Below are 19,904 nucleotides of genomic sequence, written 5' to 3'. Positions count from 1 at the left end.
CGCGATTAAAGATTGAACGATTCGGGAAGAGGAGATCGAAATGGGACACATGGGAGCAGGAGCACCGCAGGGGCCACAGCCTTTGCCGGGAGTGGAGTATGTCGTCGCCGTCGGCAGCGGCAAGGGTGGAGTCGGCAAGACGACGGTGGCGGTGAACCTCGCGGTTGCGCTGGGCAAGCTGGGGTATAAGGTTGGTCTGATCGACGCCGATATCTATGGGCCGAATGTGCCGATGATGCTGGGCGTAACGCGGCAACCGAACATCGTTGGCGAGAACCGGATCGAGCCGATTGTGTCGCACGGGGTGAAGTTTATTTCGGTTGGGCTGATCTCGCCGGGAGATAAGCCGATGGTGATGCGCGGGCCGATGCTGCACCAGATCATCCGCCAGTTTTTGCAGCAGGTGGAGTGGGGCGAGCTGGATTTTCTAATCGTCGACCTGCCTCCGGGGACGGGCGATGTGGTGATCTCGCTGGTGCAGACGGTGCCGCTGACCGGCGCTGTGGTGGTTTCGACGGGCTCGGGCGTAGCGTTGCAGGACGCACGCAAGGCGCTGGAAATGTTCCACCAGGTGAAGGTCGAAGTGATTGGCATGGTCGAGAATATGTCACAGATGACGCTGCCGAGCGGCGAGGTCATCGATGTCTTTGGCGCAGGCGGGACAGAGCGCACGGCGGCGCAGTTTGGGCTGAATTTTCTGGGCGGAGTGGAGCTTGATCCTTCGATCCGCGAGGGCGGCGACAAGGGTCTGCCCATCACTCTGGCTGGGCCGGATTCGGCGAAGGCGAAGGCGTTTTATGAGATAGCGGAGAAGGTCGCGGCCAAGGCCCGGGAGATCGCCGACAACAGCGAGGATGTGCTCGAAATCAGCTAAAAATAATGGAAAATTGGCTGAAATAGTCGCATAGATGTTGGGCAGTTGACGGCCAGCGTAGAGTTAAAGGTACCGGGAGGTAGCTGGAATGGCGGATGCGGAGCGGGTTACGGCGCGGCAGCGAGCCATTCTGACGGCTGTTGTCGAAAGCTACATCGAGACCGGCGAACCGGTGGGCTCCGGGACGATCGCACGGTTGCAGATGAGCGATGTCGCTGGCATGAGCTCGGCTACGATCCGCAATGAGATGGCGGAACTGGCCGATGCGGGGTTGCTGGAGCAGCCGCATACCTCGGCGGGTCGGGTGCCGACGGCGCGGGCATTCCGCATGTATGTGGAGCAGTTGAGCGGCGGCGCGAATCCCAGAGTGAATCCCAGGATTGATGCGACGCGGCTTCCGGCACGGTCGCGACGGCAGATCGATTCGAGTTTTGTGGGGTTGGCTGGAGTGCAGGCAGTGTTGGAGCGCACCTCGCACGTTCTGGCTACGCTTTCGAGCGGCGTTGGCGTAGCCATCGCCGCAGCAGCAGATGGCGACATGCTGGAGCATGTACATTTTTCGCGGTTGGCTCCGGCGCGGGTGCTGGCCGTTGTTGTGACTCGGAGCGGGATGGTGCGTGATCGCGTGCTGGCTTTGGACCGGGACCTGACGCTGCGCGAGTTGGAGACGGCGGCGAATTTTCTGAATGAGAACTTTCGCGGATGGAGCGTGGAACGGGTTCGCTCGGAGATCGCCCGGATGCTGGAGCGGGAGCGGAACGAATACCAGCTCCTGCTGAATTCTGTGCAGCAGCTTTGGGTGAAGGCGGTTCCAGAGAGCGATGTTCCGGTCCAGACGGTCTACGTAGAGGGTGTGGCCAATCTGCTGGGCAGCCAGGGAATGGGCAGTTATGAGGACCGTGAGCGCTTGCGCGACGTGCTGGCCGCGCTGGAGGCGAAGCAGCGGCTGGTTGAGCTATTGAACGCCTATATTGACGCCCGACAGGAGAGTGTCCGCGTGGTCTTTGACCTGGAAGAGCAGGCTCCCGAGATGGCCGGGCTGGTGCTTATCGCGGCCCCGGCGCGGATGGGCGGCGAGAGCCGGGGAACGGTGGGCGTGATCGGCCCGAAGCGCATGCACTACGAGAACACGATGAATGCGGTGGGCTATATTGCGCAGGTGTTTGACCGGATGCTGCATCCAATTGAGTGATGGCATTCTACTGGTGGGGTAGACGATGACAGTGGAGCGGCAGTGGGATCGACTCGCGCGATGGGCGGGAATGGGCAACAATAGAAGAGGGAACGATATGAGGAGACACGATCACATGCAGGACGAGATGACGGTGGACGCGGTGCAGGAAGGCGATGTTGCGTCTGGCGCGGCGACTGAACCGATAAGTGAGACGAGTGCTGCCCACGCCGAGTTGGAGCAGGTGAAGGGCGAACGCGATCAATTGATCGACCGGCTGGCGCGGTTGCAGGCCGAGTTTGAGAATGCCCGCAAGCGCGAGGCGAAAGAGCGCGCCGATGCGCGGGATTATGTGGTATCGAATACGGTTGAGCCGTTTCTGGGCGTGATGGATAACTTCCAGCTCGCGCTGAAAGCCAATGGCACGGTGGAACAGCTTCGCGCCGGTGTGGAGCTGATTCTGAAGCAGATGGAGGACGCTCTGCGGGGGCTGAATGTGGTTTCGGTGGAGACGGTAGGGACGCAGTTCGACCCTCGATTCCACGAAGCTTTGGGCAGCATTGAAACCAAAGAGTTTCCCGATCATCAGGTATTAGAGGAGATTCGGCGGGGCTACAAGATCCGCGAGAAGCTCTTGCGACCGGCTCTCGTGAGAATCGCCGCAAATGCAGACCAGGTTGCCGATTAAGCGCGTAGATGAAAGGCGCACCTGCAAAGTTATAGAAGAGAGACTGTGGAATGAGTGCGACGGCAAACGTGACAAAAGTTGATTTTTACGAAGTATTAAGCGTTTCTCGGGACGCGAACGATCAGGAACTGAAGACGTCCTATCGCAAGTTGGCGATGCAGTATCATCCCGACCGGAACCCGGACGATCCCACGGCGGAAGAGAAGTTCAAGGAGTGCAGCGAGGCTTACCAGGTCCTGAGCGACCCGGAGAAGCGCGCGGCCTACGACCGTTATGGCCATGCGGCGTTCAGTGGCGGTGCTCCGGGTGCGGGTGGAAATCCGTTTACCGGTGGCGCGCAGGACCTTGGCGACATCTTCGGCGACATCTTCGGCGAGATGTTCAATATGGGTGGCGGTGGCGGGCGCAAGGCTTCGCGGGTGCAGCGCGGGCGCGACCTGCGCTATGACCTGACGCTGGAGTTCGAGGAGGCGGTCTTCGGCAAGGAGAAGGAGATCACCATCCGGCGGATGGAGACCTGCGTGGACTGCAAGGGTTCAGGCGCGGCCAGGGGCAAGGCTCCCGTGACCTGTACGCAATGCGGCGGACGCGGCCAGCAGCGGTTTCAGCAGGGATTCTTCTCGGTCGCGCGAACCTGCTCGGTCTGCGGCGGCACAGGCACGCTGATCGTCGATCCATGCCAGACCTGCCGGGGCGAGACACGGGTGCAGACGGAGCACAGCATTCTGGTCAAGGTTCCGGCGGGCGTTGAGCAGGATACGCGGATTCGCTACCAGGGCGAGGGCGAGGCCGGGAAGTTTGCCGGGCCTGCGGGCGATCTTTACGTCGTCCTGAATGTGAAGGCGCACAAGTTCTTCGAGCGCGATGGAGACGATCTGCACTGCGTGATGCCGATCTCGTTTCCACAGGCGGCTCTGGGGACGGAGTTGGAGATTCAGACGCTTGAAGGCCCAGCTACGATCAAGGTGCCCGAGGGGACGCAGAGCGGTAAGGAGTTCAAGCTGCGCGGCAAGGGCGTGCCTCACCTGAACTCGCACGGCAAGGGCGATCTGGTCGTCGAGATTCGCGTGCAGACGCCGGGCAAGCTCAACAAGCAGCAGAAGGAGTTACTGCGGCAGTTGAGCGAGACGATGATCGTCGAGAACACGCCTACATCGCGCGGTCTGTTCGACAAAGTAAAGGAAATGTTCAGCTAAACAGGCCTATCGACCGCGGATTACGCGGATGAACACGGATTTGGAGTATTGTCCGTTTTTATCCGTGTAATCCGCGGTCGATTTGTTTTTGTGGGTCAGGCCAGGCAGGACGAGGCGATTGCAATGGCGGCGATGGCGGCGGTTTCGGCGCGGAGGATGCGCGGGCCGAGCGTGACGGGAGTCCAGGCGTTCGCGGTAAAGATCGCCATCTCTTCGGGGGTCCAGCCGCCCTCCGGGCCTATCGCTAGAGCGACGGACTCATAACCCGTAGGTCGCGCGGAAGCGGCAAGCGCTGCGGACAAGGGAGTGGCTTGTTCGGTCTCGCTGAGCAGGATGCGCGTGGGGCTTTGCTCTTGTTCGAGGGCAGCTTTCAGCGTGGCGGGATCGGCGATCTCGGGGATGTCGGTGCGGCGAGACTGCTTGGAGGCCTCCAGCGCGATGCGCCGCCAGCGCTCGGCTCGCTTTGGAGCGGCGAGAGCGAGATGCTTCTCGGTGCGTCTGGCGAGGATCGGGGTGATGCGTGAGACGCCCAGTTCGGTCGCCTTTTCGATGGCCCATTCCATGTGATCGAATTTGAAGATTGCAAGCAGCAGGTGGAGCGGGAGCGCGGCGTCGGCTTCGAGCTCTTCGTGGAGCGTAAAGAGCACGTCCTTGTCGGAGACGCTGGTGACTTCGGCGCGATGAAGGAAGCCTCCGGCGACTACGTCGAAGATCTGGCCGGGCTCGGCGCGGAGAACACGGGCAAGGTGGGCGGCTTGATCGCCGGTGAGCGAGGCGGTGGTTGCGGTCCAGGTGTCGGCGATCCAGCGGCGGCGGGTCATGCCTGATTATTACTGATCGAAGTTGGTAGAGACAGTCTTGTTGTTGAACGGGATGGCGATAGGGAAGGCTCCGCCGTGGTAAAGGTCCACGTCAAGGATGGCGGATTTGCGGTGGTTCCAGGTCTCCAGGGTGATCGGGAACTGGAGCAGAACCATACCTTCGACCGATGTACCGGGCGCGATCAGGGTTTCTCGCCGGAGCGGAGCCGAAGCGAGGGGTTTCAGGCCGGGGAAGGAGGTGTAGATATTGGGCAGGTCCTTCGCTTCAGCGGCGCTGGTGGTGATCTTCTGGTCGTCGGAAGTGGTGACGGTGGCAGTGAAGTCCTTGAGGAAGAGAGGAAGGTGCAGAGGGTCGTCGACGCGCAGGTTGGCGAGGACGTAGAGGTTGTCCTCTGCTTTGTCGCTGCCGACGACGATGGAGTCCGACTTATAGACCGTGTGCGTCGGGTAGATGGCGGTGTGCGTGATGGTCAGATCGACTGCTTGGGTCGGGGTGTGGCGAATGACAAGTGCGATTACAACGCCGAGCAGAAGAAATGCAATGAGCACAGGCGCAATCAGGTTACGGTGTGCGTGCTGTTCAAATTTTAAGTCGTTCACTGGATTGAGCATAGCAAGGGAAATTGGAGATCCGATAGATTTTTTGACCGGCTGACTACACCAAAGTATGCATACCTCGGAGCCGTGCCGGAATTGTTTTACTGGACGGCGTATTCGTCGAGCAGAACGCTGATGAGGGCTGCGGTCGGAACGGCGACGAGAGCACCGACGACACCGGCCAAAGCGGTTCCGCAGAGCAGGGCGATGAGGATGGTGAGTCCCATCAGGTTGACGCTGGAGCGCATGATGCGTGGGGTGAGATAGGCGTTTTCGATATTGATATAGATGGCATAGAAGATGAGAACTCCAGCCATCTTGCTCCACGAATCCAGAGCGGCGACACCGGCGGCCAAGATGATGGTGACGACTCCGCCGGCGATGGGGATGATGTTGAACAGTCCCATCAGGACACCGAGCAGAAGGAAATAACGGACGTGGAGGATGCCGAAGACGATGGTGCTGGAGATGCCAAGGATGAGCATGAGCAATCCCTGGCCGAAGAGCCATTTGCTGATCTTGAGCTCTGCCTTTTGGAACGTGTTGTCGAGGCGCGCGCGCTGCTGGTAGGGGAACAGCGAGAGGAAGAAACGGTAGGCGTATTCGCCTTCGAGCATGAAATAGATGCAGAGGAAGGCGGCGGTGAGGATATCGAAGAGGTGCGAGAGCCAGGCGGGCAGCGAGGTGAAGATGAAGCTGGCGGTCTCTGTGAGAGTACCTTCCGCTTTCTGGATCATGGAATCGACGTTGAATTTGGCGGCGAAGGGAAGCCTGTTGATGCGGTCGATGGTTGCGGGGATGCGCTGGGGAAGCTCGGTTGAAAACTCCCGGAGGTCCCTCAGGACAGGAGGGAGGCCGAAGGTAAGGAAGATGGTGAGCGCGAGCGCGGCGCCGACGATCAGGATGATGATGGCAACTCCGCGCGAGGGACGGTAGCCGCGAATGCTGTATCTGGTGATGCGGGTGACGACCGGGGTCAGTACGACGGCGAAGAGGGCGCTGACGTAGATGATCTCCAGCTCTTTGAGCAGGTGCCATGCGAGATAGAGGGCAAGCAGGATGCCGATGCAAAAAAGGATGTGGCCGCGTACTGCTTTGCGGGATTCTTTATCGCCGGGGTTAAGATCGGGCGTCGAGGTGGCCAGCGTGATTCTCCTGTAGGTTGCTGACAGAGTTGGATGCAGATCGTGCGCGCGCAGCGGCTCAGAGGCGGGAGTGCGGAGCTTTATTCAGCGCAGTAATAAGGAAATCAACGGTCTCGTCCTGGGTGAGGGCTGAGGTATCGACGGTGAGGTGGGCGAGGCGGAGATAGAGCGGGTGGCGAGTGGCGAAGCGGAGTTGTGCCGCATCCGGATCGGCCAGGACGGGCCGGGCGAGGCCCTGCATCATGCAGCGGTCAAACAGGACGGGGAAGGGAGCGTCGAGGAAGATGGTGAAGGTCGCGGGGGTCTGCTCCAGCAGCAGGCGGTTGGTGAGGCCTTCGGGGGTTCCGCCGCCGAGGGCGAGGACGGTGTTGGAGCGACCGAGCGCGGAGGCCAGCGCGGTCGATTCGAGCCGGCGGAAGTGCGCCTCGCCGTGGCGCTCGAAGAGCTGGGGAATGGTGGCGCCGGTGCGGTGCTCCAGATGAGTGTCGAGATCGAGGAAGGTCCAGCCGAGGCGCGAGGCGAGGGTGCGGCCGATGGTCGACTTGCCCGCTCCCATGAATCCGGTGAGGACAAGGCGTCGAAGGTGCGGCGGTATCGCTGGAGTGATGGCTGGCTTCGCTCCGGCCTCGGTCAGCGCGTCTGGTTGGTTGCTGGTCATGGCGTCTCCTTTAGTTTAGTTCGCAGTGGATGGGTGGCTGACATGCAAAAGCCGCGATCTTTTGGGGATCGCGGCTCGGGAAGATCGAAGACTCTGAAGGGTGTCTGTGGGTCAGAGAGTCATGCGAGGGTTCCGCCGGGCCGCAATTGCGGGCCAGAAGCGGAAGCTAAAAAATACGGGCTGTAAGCCGCTCGACATGATCAGTTCACGATACACGGACGATGGGATGGTTGCAAGAACCAGATATGGCCCTGGGTGAAGTACCCCCCTCCCCCCTACCTGTTTGCTAAAGTCTTGCATTTAGGGGACTTATTTCCAAAGTCTTGATTGCAAAAGGTTTAGGTTCAGCACTTAGACTGGGCCTGCGCAAGCGGTTTCGAGTGGGTTGTAGAGGATCAAAAACAGGCAACAGCAAAAGCAAAGACGAAATGCGGGGGTTCTTCGCTGCGCTCAGAATGACGACGATTTTTGATGGCTCCACGGCATCTACAAAACGGGTCCAGAGAGGTTCTCGCCCTCATATAGTTTTGGCGGTTCGAGCAAAACGCAGATTCCCTTCGGGAATGACAAACAAAAGGGAAGCAATAAAGGGAAGCGATATTTGAGAGGGAATAGCTATAGAGAGGTACTCTGCTTTTTAGTTTAACAAATGGCGCGAAACTAAAAAGCAGATTGGATGGTTTTCTTTTTGAGATGACAAGTAATTTATTTTCAGTATCTTACGGGGAATAATGAAGTTCCACGTGAGCCTCGGGGGCTTGACAACAAAATGAACGAGGCCGACATGGAGCAACAGGGGAATGGCTATTTAGGACGGGTAGCGTCGGCGTGGATGCGGTCGGAATCCATGCCTTCCTGAATCCTCTTCCAGACGTTGTCACTTGGTTCAAGGGTGGGTTGGAGCAGGAGGCTGGCCTGATCGGCGATGTACTGAAGATCCCGGACGAGGGCCGAACAGTTTTCGCAGGTCTTCAGGTGTTCGACGAGATCGGGATCTTCGGGAACGCCGTTGCTTCCGGAGGCAAAGAGGTCGGGAAGCTGTTCCTGAAAGTCGGCACAGGAGATGTCGTGGGATTTTGAGTTGGAATTCTGCGAAGTCATTGAGCGGCCTCCTTGAGGCCCGCTTGCTGGATAGACTGTTCGGGTTGACGAAGCAGTTCGCGTAGCTTGAGTCGTGCCTTGTGTAGCTGGGATTTGCTGTTTCCGGTGGAGCATTCGAGCATGGTGGCAATCTCATTATGCTCGAAGCCTTCGACGTCGTGGAGAATGAATACCATGCGGTAGCCGGGGGGTAACGAGGCGACGGCACGCTCGAGCGCGACACGGTCGACCGATCCGGCGAGCTGGGGGTCTCGGCTGCCGAAGTCGCGCTTGGGCGCGTCGTCTTCCGAGGGGTTGATCGTCTCTTCGAGGGAGACGAGGTTCAAGCCTTTTTTGCGAAGATGCATCAGGACGAGGTTGACGGTGAGGCGATGCAGCCAGGTGGAGAAGGCCGACTCGCCGCGAAAGCTGCCGATCTTGCGGAAGAGATGGAGGAACGCCTCCTGGGTCATGTCTTCTGCTTCGGAGACGTTGCCGAGCATACGCAGGCAGAGGGTATAGACGCGGCGCTTGTGCAGCGCGTAGAGCTTGGAGAACGCCTCGGCGTCTCCTGCCTTTGCGCTCTCGATCGCCTCGGCTTCTCCGGCGATCGGCGGATTTCGTTTGAACAGGCTGGGCCCGGGCTTGGTTTCAGTCATTCTTAGGCCTTGTTGCTCCATGAGGGTTGAACTCCATGTCTGTGCATCGCTTCGTTTTCGCCTGCCTGAAGCTTATCGCAAACGTAGGGATTTTCGAGGTTCTATGGTTTGAGGGGAAATACGGGGGAAAGGTTGTGTGGTGGGTGGGTGATTCTGGGGTCGAGCTTGTGGATCATGAAGCAAAAGCAGATCCTCCGCCTGCGGCGAAGAATGACAAGTTTGGGGTGGTGTTGGGGGGAGCTCACGAGCCGATGAAGCGGGCGTAGAGCGAGCGGGCCAGCGTTACGTCGGTTGTGCCCTGGATGATGGCGCGGCCGTCGGCGAAGAGGGTAAGGGTGTGGGGGGCGCGTTCGAAGCGGAGCAGCAATTCGTTGAAGCGGACTTGTCCGTGAGGTGCGAGGCGATCGCGCATGGCGGCGAAGTCGACGGGGCGATGATGCTCGTGGATCTGGACGGAGTTTCGTCCGCAGAGCGTGATGTGAGGGCGGCCTTCGCCGGCGAGATGGCTGAAGAGGCGCTGACCGCAGACGGCGCAGTCGGGATTGGGGCGATTGGTCGAGATCTCCGAGCGCTCGCTCGTCCACAGGTCGAAGGACAATAACGACCGGCGCATGAGGTTGGGCTGGCCCGTGAGGAATTTGAGGGCTTCGGTGACTTGAATGGAGGCTGCAAAATTGACGGCGGTGGCGAGGATGCCGGAGGTGTCGCAGGTTTCGACCGGGCCGGTGGGAGGCTTGGGAAAGATGCAGGCGAGGCAGGCAGTGGGATCGGGCGACGCGCTGCCGGGCAGGATGTTCATGGTCGCGGCGTAGGCGCCGATGGCGGCGGCGTAGATCCAGGGCTTCGATTGCTGAACCGCATAGTCGTTGAGGAGGTAGCGCGTCTCGAAGTTGTCGGTGGCATCGAGGATGAGGTCGGCCGGGCCAAGGAGCTCGTCGATATTGGCGGGCACGAGGTCGGCGATGTGGGCATGGACGACGACGCCGGAGTTGAAGAGTGCGATCTTGCGGCGGGCGGCCTCGGCCTTGGGCAGGGATTCGAGCGCGTCGGCTTCGTCGAAGAGGACCTGGCGCTGCAGGTTCGATGGCTCGACGAAATCGCGGTCGATGAGGGTGAGCGAGCCTACTCCGGCGCGAGCGAGCAGCGATGCGGCGGCGGCTCCGGTGGCTCCGACGCCTACGACGGCGACATGGGCTGAGGCGAGCTTTTGCTGCCCCGCGGCTCCAATGCCGGGGAAGAGGATCTGGCGCGAGTAGCGGTCTTCGTTGGAGATGGCCGTGGGCGGTGCGACGGGCTGAACGGGGGATTGGGGCATGATCGAAGCTGCTACGCGCTAAAAGGACGCGCTCTTTCGTAGTATAGGGAATGCGTGGCTGGTTGCGTGGTGTCAGCCGACATTGCCGCGGTTTTTGGCATCCAACCCGGTTCAGGAGCAAGTCTTTGTGTTGCCGCAATTAGGTGTTCGGTATTGTTCTGGTTGAGACAAAAACAGGAAATGGTGGGATCTGCTTGCCGGATTGGCTTAAGAGAGGACGTGGGGTGTTGATTCGACGGAGAGGAGGTGCAGGTTGCGCTGCCGCGGCTCGGTGGGTCGGAGCGACGGTGCTGCTGTGCGGGCTGGCTTTCGCGCAGGATGTGCCTGTGCCTGCATCGACTCCTTCGACTACGGGCGGGATGCAGGAGCCTTCGGCGGCGACGAGCCCCCTGGCTGTGCCACAGGCTTCTATGTCGGAGACGCCGGAGCAGGCGCAGCAGCGCATCAACTCTTCGCTGGCCGATATCGGCCCGGGACTTTCGACGACGGTGTGGCAATGGAAGGGGCTCACCGTCAGCAAGATCGAATTTGAAGGCGTGACCTTCGACGCGACTGACAAGCTGCCCGACCAGCTTGCTCAGAAGGTGGGTGAGCCGTTCGATCCGCAGAAGGTGCGCCAGAGTACACGCAGACTGTTTGCCAGCGGACGCTACCGCGATGTGGAAGTGCGAGGCGTTCGAAACGGCAATGAAGTCACACTGATCTTTGCCGGGTCGCCACGATACTACGTTGGGCGGGTGACGATCGCGGGGGTCAAGAACGAACGGCTTACTTCCTTGCTGGAGTATGCGACCAAGCTCAATCCGGGGACCGCGCTTACCCGGTCGGCAGTGCAGGATGGAACCGACAGCATCAACGAGACGCTGGAGCAGCAGGGCTTTTACCAGCCAAAGGTCTCTGCGAAGACCGAGACCGATCAAGCCGGAGACCAGGTAAACGTGACCTACACGGTGGACGTTGGCCCGCAGGCGAGGATCGGGCAGGTGCAGTTGGAGGGGACGGATCCTGGGCTCACGCTGCAGCAGTTCAAGAAGACAGGAAAGTTGAAGACCGGGAAAAAGGTCTCTCGCGATACGACCAGCAATGCGCTGACGCGGCTGCGGTCTCGCTATCAGAAGAAAGACCATCTGGAAGCGGTTGTGACGCTGCAGAAACAGACTTACGTTCCGGTGCGCAAGCAGCTCGACTATAACTTCCATGCGAACCAGGGACCGGTGGTGAAGGTAGAAGTCGAAGGGGTAAAGCTCACGAAGAGCCGTCTTCATCTGCTGGTTCCGATCTATGAAGAAGGGACCATCGATAACGACCTTTTGAACGAGGGTGTCTATAACATTCGCGACTATCTGCAGCAACGCGGATACTTCGACGCGACGGTAAAGGTCCGCGTGGTGGGGGAGGATACGCCCTCCGAGCGGGTCGTCTTCGCGGTTGATCGCGGGGTGAAACATAAGGTCATGGCGGTGAACATCAAGGGCAACAAATATTTTTCGACTGATCTGCTGCGGGAGAGGATGCAGGTGCAGAAGTCCAACGCCTATCAGCGTAGCGGCAGGTATAGCCCTTCGCTGGTGACGGGGGACGTCAACTCGATTGAAGCTCTGTATCGCGCCAACGGATTTGACCAGGCGAAGGTCACGACGGACGTGAAAGATATTGATGACGCGGCGAGCGGCAAACCATTGAAGGCCGCTCAGATTCGTGTGACCTACGTGGTTGCCGAGGGGCCGCAGCAGAAGTTTGGCACCATCGATCTGGCCGGCGTCGATCCGAGCCGGACCAAAGAGTTGAAAGGGCTGATGAATTCGCAGCAGGGTCAGCCCTTTTCGCTGGTCACCCTGTCGGGCGACCGCGATGCGGTACTGGGGTACTACCTGAGCCATGGCTTCGACCAGGCGAGGGTTGAGGTCAAGCAGGATAATAAAGCCGATGCCAACAAAGTAAATGTGACGCTGAACGTGACCGAGGGGCCACAGGTTTTTATCAACCATGTGCTGTTGTCGGGAATTGAGCATACGAAGCCGAAGGTAGTGGAGAAGAGCATCCTGGTTCATCCGGGCGATCCTCTCGACCAGAGCGCGCTGCTGCAGACGCAGAGAAATCTATACAACATGGCGTTGTTCAACGAGGTGGCGACGGCGGTGCAGAATCCGTCCGGAGATGCGCCGACAAAGAATGTGCTGGTGCAGTTGACCGAGGCGAAGCGGTGGAACGTGACCTATGGTGCTGGTCTGGAGGCGCAGACGGGGACGCCCAGCCGCGGCGCGGTCTCTGATGCTTCGTGCATACAACTGGGGAAAAAGCCTGGCTGTAACAGCGACTTTTCGCAGAACGGAAAAACCGGCGTAAGTCCGCGCGTTTCGATCGACGTGTCCAGGATTAACCTTCGAGGGACGGAGAATTCGTTGACGCTGCATGGGTCGTACGGCCTGCTGGAGGAGATCGGAACTCTGACGTTTCAGAACCCGCATCTACTGGGTGCGAGGAACATATCTGCCGCAGTGACCGGCGGATATTCGAATGTGCAGGACATCACGACGTTTGCGTCCTCGACGTTGCAGGGCGATTTTCGTGTGACTCAGAAGGTGAAGAAGGCGGACACCTTCATTTATGACTTTGAATATCGCCGGGTAAAGGTCGAGAGTCTGCAGGTTTCAGCAGCCCTGATTCCTCTGCTCTCGCAGCCGGTACGTGTAGGCGGTCCGGGGATTACGTGGTTCCACGATACGCGGTCGCCTAGTCCTCTTGATGCGGCGAAGGGATCGTATACGACGATTCAGGCGTTTCTCGCATCGTCGAAGTTTGGCTCTCAGACAGACTTTTACAAGCTGGATGGAACGAACTCGAGCTACTACCAGTTTGGCAAACAGAAATATGTGCTGGCGAGGAGCACGCGCATCGGATATGAACGCTCTTCAGGCGAGAACCCGAACGCGACGACCGATGTTTGCCAAGGGGTTCTTCTGACGACGAATCCAAGTTGCGATGCGATTCCGTTGCCGGAACGGCTCTATGCCGGTGGTGCGAACTCCCATCGAGGTTTTGGAATCAATCAGGCTGGCCCGAGGGACCTGCAGACAGGCTATCCCGTGGGCGGCAAGGCCGTGTTCGTAAATTCGGTGGAACTGCGCTTGCCGCCTCCGACACTGCCGTATGTGGGCACCAGCGTCAGCTTTGTCCTGTTTCACGATATGGGAAACGTGTTTCAGAATGCGGAAGATATGTTTCCCAGCTTCCTTCACTTTCATCAACCGGATAACAAGACCTGCTCCGAGGTGTCGGGCAAGGTCGGGGAGTGTAACTTCAACTATTTTTCTCATGCCGTCGGCCTCGGAGCGCGTTATAAGACGCCGGTCGGTCCGATCCGGGTCGACTTCAGCTACAACCTGAATCCGACGGTGTACCCGGTGATCTATGACTTCAATAACAACCCTCCGCACGTAGGTCATTCTGGTCATTTCAACTTCTTCTTCAGCATTGGACAGAGCTTCTAAATGGATTCGATCAGCGACAAAGCGAGGATGTGGCGGCAGGCTGGAGCGACGGTGCTGATTGCGATGACCGTGCTGATGGGTGGGCAGTTGCTTTGTGCTCAGAAGCCTGCGGTGCTGCCTGGGCAGCCGTCGACGCTTCCTGGCACAGGACAGGGAACGGTGCTGGACCGCGTGGTCGCGGTGGTCAACGGGGATCTCATTCTCGAGAGCGATGTGGATGAGGAGATGCGGTTCGAAGAGATTCAGCCTTATCGGACTACCGATGAGAATCACTCGCGTGAGCTTACGGTGCGGCGGCTGATCGATCGATTGCTGATTCTGCAACAGGCGGATCTGGAGCCCGAGACCGCTGTCTCGGACAAGGAACTTGATGGTCAGCTGATGACCCTGCGCAAGGATATTCCAGAGTGCAAGCAGTATCACTGCGAGACGGACGCGGGCTGGGAAAAATATATCAATGCCCATGGCTTTACGCTCCAAGAGTTTAATCAGCGGTGGCGTGAGCGCATGGAACTGCTGCGATTTATCGAGGTGCGGTTTCGCAACGGCATTCGGATCTCGGACGATGACATCAAGAACTACTACGAGAAGACGATGCTGCCTGAGTATGCGGAGCGGCACGTAGCGCCGCCGAAGCTGGGGACGATCTCTCCGCGCATTGAAGAAGTATTGCTGCAGCAGCGGGTCGGCAACCTCTTGCGAGACTGGCTGACGTCGCTGCGGGCGCAGGGACGAGTGCGCATCATGAGGCCGGGTGAGGTGGCGCCGTGAGCGATGCTGAGAAGAGACCGCTGCCGGACAGGATCGAGCAAAAGCTCGAGCAGAAGCTTGCCAGCGTGAAGCGCTCGCTTGGCGGGAGGGTCGCGCACGTGATTGCGTGGATCTTCGCTGGCTTCAGCGTCCTGTTGCTAGTGCTGGTTGCGGCGTTCTCGTGGTATTCGACTACGGCGAACTTCAATCAACGGGTGAACAAGGTGGTTGTGAATGTGCTCGAGAACGCAACCGGCGGCCGGGTGGAGTTGAAGGGCATCCACTTCACGCTATGGCACCTGGCGATCGAAGCCGATGGGCTTGTCATTCATGGTCTCGAAGGACCGGGAGAAGCGCCTTATCTGTCGGCGGACAAGATCCAGGTACGGGTCACGATCTCCAATTTCTTTTCTCATGTGGCCGGAACGGGGATTGCATCACACATCAGCCTGAGCTTACTGCGCGTCGACCATCCGCAGATCCATCTCATGATCGACAAGAACGGGAAGACCAATCAACCTGTGCCGAAACATCCAAGCACAAGCAACGAGCCGGTCATCGATACCCTTCTCGACTTGAAGGCGAAGCAGGTGGAATTGGCGAGCGGCGTGTTTCTGCTGAATGACCGCGCGGTTCCATTTGATCTAGCGGCTCGCGATGTCGATGCAGAGGTTTACTATCTTGCTTCGAGAGACCACTATGGCGCGACGGTGGATCTCAAGGACCTTCGGACGAAGCTGGGCAAAGAGCCAGCGGCTGACTCCACGCTTCACGTTGAAGCCGAGGTGGGCCGCAATATGGCGGAGTTGAAGAATCTTGTTCTGCATACGGGAAAGGCCTCGAATATTAAAGCCAGCGCGAGCCTTCACAACTTTGCGCATCCCGATTGGCAGGCCAGCGTGGAAGGCACGTTGGAGCTTAGCCAAATTGCGGTGTTAAGCGGTGTGGATGGGTTGAAGGCCGGCACGGTGGACCTCGCCCTGAAAGGCCACAGTTGTGATGTATCGCCTGTGGTCGCTCAGAAGCATCCCAGGTTCTGGCAGCGGCTTCATCCTCGATCGAATGCGAAGCCGAGCACTAAAGTTTTGCCGCCCGATCCCGATTGCATTGCGGGATATTTGCTGGTGGGGTCGGCGAAGATTCACAAGGCGGCTTATCGCGATGAATACGTTCGCCTGCATGATATTGATGGCAGCTCGCAGTTGCACATCACGCCAACGGAGTTATTGCTGACCGCATTGACGGGATATCTGCCGGGCGGCGGGAGCGCGGCGGGAGAGTTGCGCATCTCCAACTGGCTGGGTGAGGTTCCCGCGGATGCGCCTGCGACCTCGCCGACGACCAAGGCCGTGGTCACGACAACGAATACGACGGCGAAGGCGATTGGCGCGAAGGCTCCAATTACAGGCAAGACGACGTTGCCTCCGGTGGTCAGCGCGCATGCCTATCTCTCCGCGACGATTAATAAAATTCCGCTGCGCACGATCATGGACATCACAGCGCCGGAGAACTACGGCGATCTGGGCTTCGACACTGCGGTCAGCGGTCCTGTAAAGATGGAATGGGGCGGTCCGGCTAAGGACATCGCCGACACGGTGGTTGCCGATGGCACTTTGAAGTTTGCGCCGACCGGCGTTCATCGCAGAGGAGCGCTCTCCGATATTCCAGTGACGGGGCAGGCAAAGGCGCACTACTCAGGAAGCAGCGAGACGGTTGAGATTCAGAGTGTGACCATGCAGACGCCGCAATCGAATATCGACGCGAGCGGCGTGCTTGGAGTCAACCTGGGCGATGCTTTGACGGCGTTGCGCGTCGATATGACTGTGCGCGATATCGGCGAATTCAACCAACTTTTGCTGACGCTGGGGCTGGAAGGCAATGGGAAGAAGGGTGCGGCCGCTATTCCGGTGGTTCTGCATGGCGCGCTTCAGTTCAATGGAACGGCGCGGGGTGCGATTCGCGACCTCGAGGTGAAAGGCCACCTTGAGGCACAGAACATGGAAGCGAAGATCGGCACTGCCGACGCTCTGATCGATTCACTGGTAGCTGACGCTGAGTACTCGCCCAACTCCGGGCTTCTGGTGGCGACCTCCACCATCAAGCGCGGGACCGCGGTGTTGAATGTGACTGGCGATCTGGAGCCGAGGAAGGCAGTGTCACATCGCGGCGTTACTACCTACGAGTGGGACGAGGGCATGTCGATCAATGCGAAGATGCAGTTGGCTGACGCGCAGATGGCCGACCTGGTTCAGATTACGGGGCAGCAGCAGAAGGTTCCGGTAACGGGAACCGTTGCGGCAGAGGCGCATGTTCTGGGGACATTGAGGGACCTGAATGGAAGCGGGCATCTCTCGCTGCTCAAGGGTGTCGCGTATGGTGAGCCTTACGATTCGGCTGTCGCCGATCTGACAGTGCACGGGCAGGATGTCGAGGTGACGGATCTTCTGCTGAAGCTTCACGGCATGCAGATTGCCGGTGATGGCGGCTACGACATGGGCACGGAGCATCTGCATGGCCACATTGACGGTCAGAATCTGCTGCTGTCGAAGTTCGATACGCTGCGGAAGACGACCTCGAATCTTGACGGGACGCTGAGTGTCGTTGCGGATGCGAATGGGACTCTAAAAGAGCCAGGGCTGAAGGCCAACGCGAAGCTTACCGGGATCACCGTCATGGGGCAGCCGGTGGGCGATGCCGTGGCGGATATTCATACGCAGGGACAGAGGATGTACGTCACAGCCAGCTCGACGGTGACAGGCGCGAAGCTGGATGCGACAGGACAGGTGCAGTTGACGGGTGACTATGAAACCGAGGCGAAGTTGACGCTTACGGGACTCGACATCGGCAAGCCACTGGCGATGTTTGGCTCCAGTGCGTTGAAGGCGCAGTCGGCCATCAACGGCGTCGTCACGGTGAATGGTCCGCTCAAGACTCCGAAGGCTCTCAGCGGAACGGCTGAGTTCAATCCGGTTGACGTGAAGCTGCAGGGAGTTGAACTCACGGCGGCGGAGCCTTTGAAGGCCAGCCTGCGCGATGGCACGGCCACACTGGAGCAGATCCACATCACCGGGCAGGATACGAATCTTCAGTTCAGCGGAACGGCGCAGCTCTTCGGCTCGACCGATCCCAAGGGTGGCAAGCTGAATGTGAAGGGAAGCGGAAGCGTCAGCATGGCGCTGCTGCACACCTTCCGTCCCGACCTGATCACCAGCGGCAAGGTTGAATTTACGGTTGCGGCGGGCGGACAGGTTAAGAACCCTGCGCTGACTGGCAAGGTGCAGTTCGACGACGTGAACGTCGCCATGGACGGCATTCCGAATGGCCTCAACAAGATGAATGGCACGCTCGTCTTCAACGAAGACCGGTTGCAGGTGCAGAGCCTGACGGCGACCACGGGCGGCGGCCAGTTGAAGATTGGCGGCTACATCCGTTATCGCAACGGCTTGTTTGCCGACCTGACCGCGACCGGCGATGTGGTTCGGGTGCGGCTCTATGGCTTAAGCGCGACGGCCACTACGAAGCTGAGACTGCAAGGTTCTGCGGACAGCGCACAGCTGAGTGGAACGGTGTTGCTTACCCGTTTCGGCATCGGGGCCGATATTGATTTAGCGGCTTTCTCTTCAGCGGGCGGTATCAGCGCGCCTCCCGATCCGAATGCTCTCTCTAACAAGATTCGCCTCGATGTGCGAATCACGAGCTCGCCTCAACTCGATTTTCAAAATTCGTATGCCAAGCTTGCGGGAACGGTAGACCTGACGATTCGCGGAACGGTGGCGACGCCCTCTGTTCTGGGGCGCGTTCAGATTACCGACGGCAGCGCGACCTTTGCCGGTACGAAGTACCAGTTGCAGCGCGGCGATATCTACTTCACCAACCCGGTGCGGATCGACCCGATCATCGACCTCGACGCTACGGCACAGGTGGAGAACTACGACATTACGGTAGGCCTGCACGGAACCATGACCAACCTCAAGCCGACCTACAGGTCAGAGCCTCCGCTGAGCGAAGCCGACGTTTTTGCGCTGCTGGCACTGGGGCGCACACAGGAAGAGGCGCAGATCTATCAGGAGAAGCAGGCGCAGGCGGGGACTGATCCCACAACCAGCGCGCTGCTGGGCGGGGCGCTCAATGCGACGGTAAGTAATCGCGTCGAGAAGCTGTTCGGCGTCGGCAGCGTTAAGATCGATCCTGCGTTTGTGGGGACACTGGGAAACTCGGCGGCGCGCATTACCGTTCAGCAGCAGCTATCGAAGCAGATCACGGCGACCTTTGCCACCAACGTGAACAGTTCGGCACAACAATTGATTCAATTGCAATACGACCTCAATCACAATATGTCCATCGTGGTGACGCGCGATGAGTCGGGTGTCTTCAGTATTGTGTATAAACTGCGGCAAAGATATCGTTAGCTACCGGGCAAAGCCCGGATTGCATCTCATCATGGGAACACCGTGGGCCGCGCCCGGACTATTTGAGGCTGGTTCACCGGAAGGAAAGACGAATGTCGGTATCGAAGAGAATGAAATTTGCAGGACTTCTCGGGTTATCGTGTGTGCTTTTATTCGGACCTGCCGCAAGAGGTATCGCGCAGGCGCCCGCCACTGCCACCGCAGGAGACAACGCAAACGACGCGCAGATTCAGACGAATCTGACGAAGACGTTGAACAACAAGCGGTTCAAAGGTGTAACCGCTTCCGTACAGGACGGCATGGTTACGCTGAAGGGAACGGTCGATGTCTACAGCGATAAGGAAGACGCGGACAAGCGCGCTCACCGTGTTAAAAATGTGAAGGGCGTCCAGAACCTGGTTGAGATCGGCGGTCCGGTCGTCGAGGATGCGACGCTCCGCAACAAGCTGGCGGAGAAGCTAGTCTACGACCGCGTGGGCTACGGAACGACGGCCTTCAATGCGCTTACGATTGCGGTGAAAGATGGTGTGGTGAGCCTTGGCGGCACGGCTTACGGGCCGGTGGACAGGGACTCGGCGGTCAGCCTGGTGTCGAATTATCCCGGCGTAAAGGACGTGGTGGATAACATCAACGTAGCGCCGGTATCTCCGATGGACGACCGTATTCGACTCGCCGAGGCGCGTGCGATCTACGGTGCGCCGCAGTTGAACAAGTATGCGCTCGATCCGGCGAAGCCGATTCGGATTACCGTCGTCAATGGAAATGTGACCTTATCGGGCGTCGTGGATAGCCAGTCGGACAAGGATATTGCCGGTATTCGGGCAAATGGCGTCGGTGGAGTCTTCAAGGTGGTCAACAACCTGCAGGTGGCGGGCGCACCGGCTCAGAATGAAAAATAGTCTTTCCAATTGAACAAGAGGTCACGTTGGCGATGCCGGCGTGGCCTCATCTCTTTTACGATAGAAGCATGGCTTCTTTGTGGAAGAGCACTGCTGTAACGCTTGAGATGATCAAGTGGGAACATTCGATCTTTGCCCTGCCGTTTGCGCT

Annotated in this window: 15 protein-coding genes; 8 read left to right on the top strand and 7 right to left on the bottom strand. The window is 59.0% G+C overall.

The window, feature by feature from the left end:
* Window positions 1-40: 40 nt before the first annotated feature.
* The 4 genes from VMU57_RS19365 to dnaJ all read left to right on the top strand — a co-directional run bounded on the left by VMU57_RS19365 (window position 41) and on the right by dnaJ (window position 3,929).
* Complete coding sequence (locus VMU57_RS19365) at window positions 41-874, top strand: Mrp/NBP35 family ATP-binding protein (RefSeq protein ID WP_325386413.1); 834 nt, start codon at window positions 41-43, stop codon at window positions 872-874.
* Window positions 875-962: 88 nt separating this feature from the next.
* Window positions 963-2,066, top strand: coding sequence for a heat-inducible transcriptional repressor HrcA (gene hrcA, locus VMU57_RS19360; RefSeq protein ID WP_325386411.1), 1,104 nt, complete (start codon window positions 963-965; stop codon window positions 2,064-2,066).
* Window positions 2,067-2,163: 97 nt separating this feature from the next.
* On the top strand, window positions 2,164-2,733 hold the full coding sequence (locus tag VMU57_RS19355) for a nucleotide exchange factor GrpE (RefSeq protein WP_325386409.1): 570 nt from the start codon (window positions 2,164-2,166) through the stop codon (window positions 2,731-2,733).
* A 68-nt stretch (window positions 2,734-2,801) separates the two neighbouring features.
* On the top strand, window positions 2,802-3,929 hold the full coding sequence (dnaJ, locus tag VMU57_RS19350) for a molecular chaperone DnaJ (RefSeq protein ID WP_349255572.1): 1,128 nt from the start codon (window positions 2,802-2,804) through the stop codon (window positions 3,927-3,929).
* A 95-nt stretch (window positions 3,930-4,024) separates the two neighbouring features.
* On the opposite strand, the gene VMU57_RS19345 is transcribed toward dnaJ, so the two are convergent.
* From VMU57_RS19345 to VMU57_RS19315, 7 genes are all read right to left on the bottom strand, one after another.
* On the bottom strand, window positions 4,025-4,750 hold the full coding sequence (locus VMU57_RS19345; protein ID WP_325386405.1) for an RsmE family RNA methyltransferase: 726 nt from the start codon (window positions 4,748-4,750) through the stop codon (window positions 4,025-4,027).
* Between the two features lie 9 nt (window positions 4,751-4,759).
* Window positions 4,760-5,350, bottom strand: a complete 591-nt coding sequence (locus tag VMU57_RS19340) for a hypothetical protein (protein WP_325386403.1) — start codon at window positions 5,348-5,350, stop codon at window positions 4,760-4,762.
* 98 nt (window positions 5,351-5,448) lie between these two features.
* Window positions 5,449-6,414, bottom strand: a complete 966-nt coding sequence (locus tag VMU57_RS19335) for an AI-2E family transporter (RefSeq protein WP_325386461.1) — start codon at window positions 6,412-6,414, stop codon at window positions 5,449-5,451.
* 136 nt (window positions 6,415-6,550) lie between these two features.
* Complete coding sequence (locus VMU57_RS19330) at window positions 6,551-7,150, bottom strand: shikimate kinase (protein WP_325386401.1); 600 nt, start codon at window positions 7,148-7,150, stop codon at window positions 6,551-6,553.
* 804 nt (window positions 7,151-7,954) lie between these two features.
* Window positions 7,955-8,251 (bottom strand): hypothetical protein, encoded by a 297-nt coding sequence (locus VMU57_RS19325; RefSeq protein ID WP_325386399.1) that lies wholly within the window; start codon window positions 8,249-8,251, stop codon window positions 7,955-7,957.
* Complete coding sequence (locus VMU57_RS19320; protein WP_254060135.1) at window positions 8,248-8,889, bottom strand: RNA polymerase sigma factor; 642 nt, start codon at window positions 8,887-8,889, stop codon at window positions 8,248-8,250. Before VMU57_RS19320 ends, VMU57_RS19325 begins: the two co-directional genes overlap by 4 nt.
* Before the next feature lie 241 nt (window positions 8,890-9,130).
* The gene (locus tag VMU57_RS19315; RefSeq protein WP_325386395.1) at window positions 9,131-10,204 is read right to left on the bottom strand and encodes a ThiF family adenylyltransferase; all 1,074 of its coding nucleotides are present in this window, start codon (window positions 10,202-10,204) and stop codon (window positions 9,131-9,133) included.
* A 227-nt stretch (window positions 10,205-10,431) separates the two neighbouring features.
* On the opposite strand from VMU57_RS19315, the gene VMU57_RS19310 reads away from it, so the two are divergent.
* The 4 genes from VMU57_RS19310 (at window position 10,432) to VMU57_RS19295 (ending at window position 19,753) form a co-directional block, all read left to right on the top strand.
* Window positions 10,432-13,695, top strand: a complete 3,264-nt coding sequence (locus VMU57_RS19310) for a POTRA domain-containing protein (RefSeq protein ID WP_325386393.1) — start codon at window positions 10,432-10,434, stop codon at window positions 13,693-13,695.
* Entirely contained in the window at window positions 13,696-14,466 is a 771-nt protein-coding gene (locus VMU57_RS19305; RefSeq protein ID WP_325386391.1) for a peptidylprolyl isomerase, read from the top strand. It abuts the gene before it with no gap.
* Window positions 14,463-18,854 (top strand): translocation/assembly module TamB domain-containing protein, encoded by a 4,392-nt coding sequence (locus VMU57_RS19300; RefSeq protein WP_325386389.1) that lies wholly within the window; start codon window positions 14,463-14,465, stop codon window positions 18,852-18,854. The genes VMU57_RS19305 and VMU57_RS19300 overlap by 4 nt, the downstream gene beginning before the upstream one ends.
* Before the next feature lie 110 nt (window positions 18,855-18,964).
* Window positions 18,965-19,753, top strand: a complete 789-nt coding sequence (locus VMU57_RS19295; RefSeq protein WP_325386388.1) for a BON domain-containing protein — start codon at window positions 18,965-18,967, stop codon at window positions 19,751-19,753.
* Window positions 19,754-19,904 lie beyond the last annotated feature (151 nt).

This window comes from Edaphobacter sp. (assembly GCF_035532915.1).
Lineage (GTDB): Bacteria > Acidobacteriota > Terriglobia > Terriglobales > Acidobacteriaceae > Edaphobacter.
This window is presented reverse-complemented; position numbering and strand designations above follow the sequence as displayed.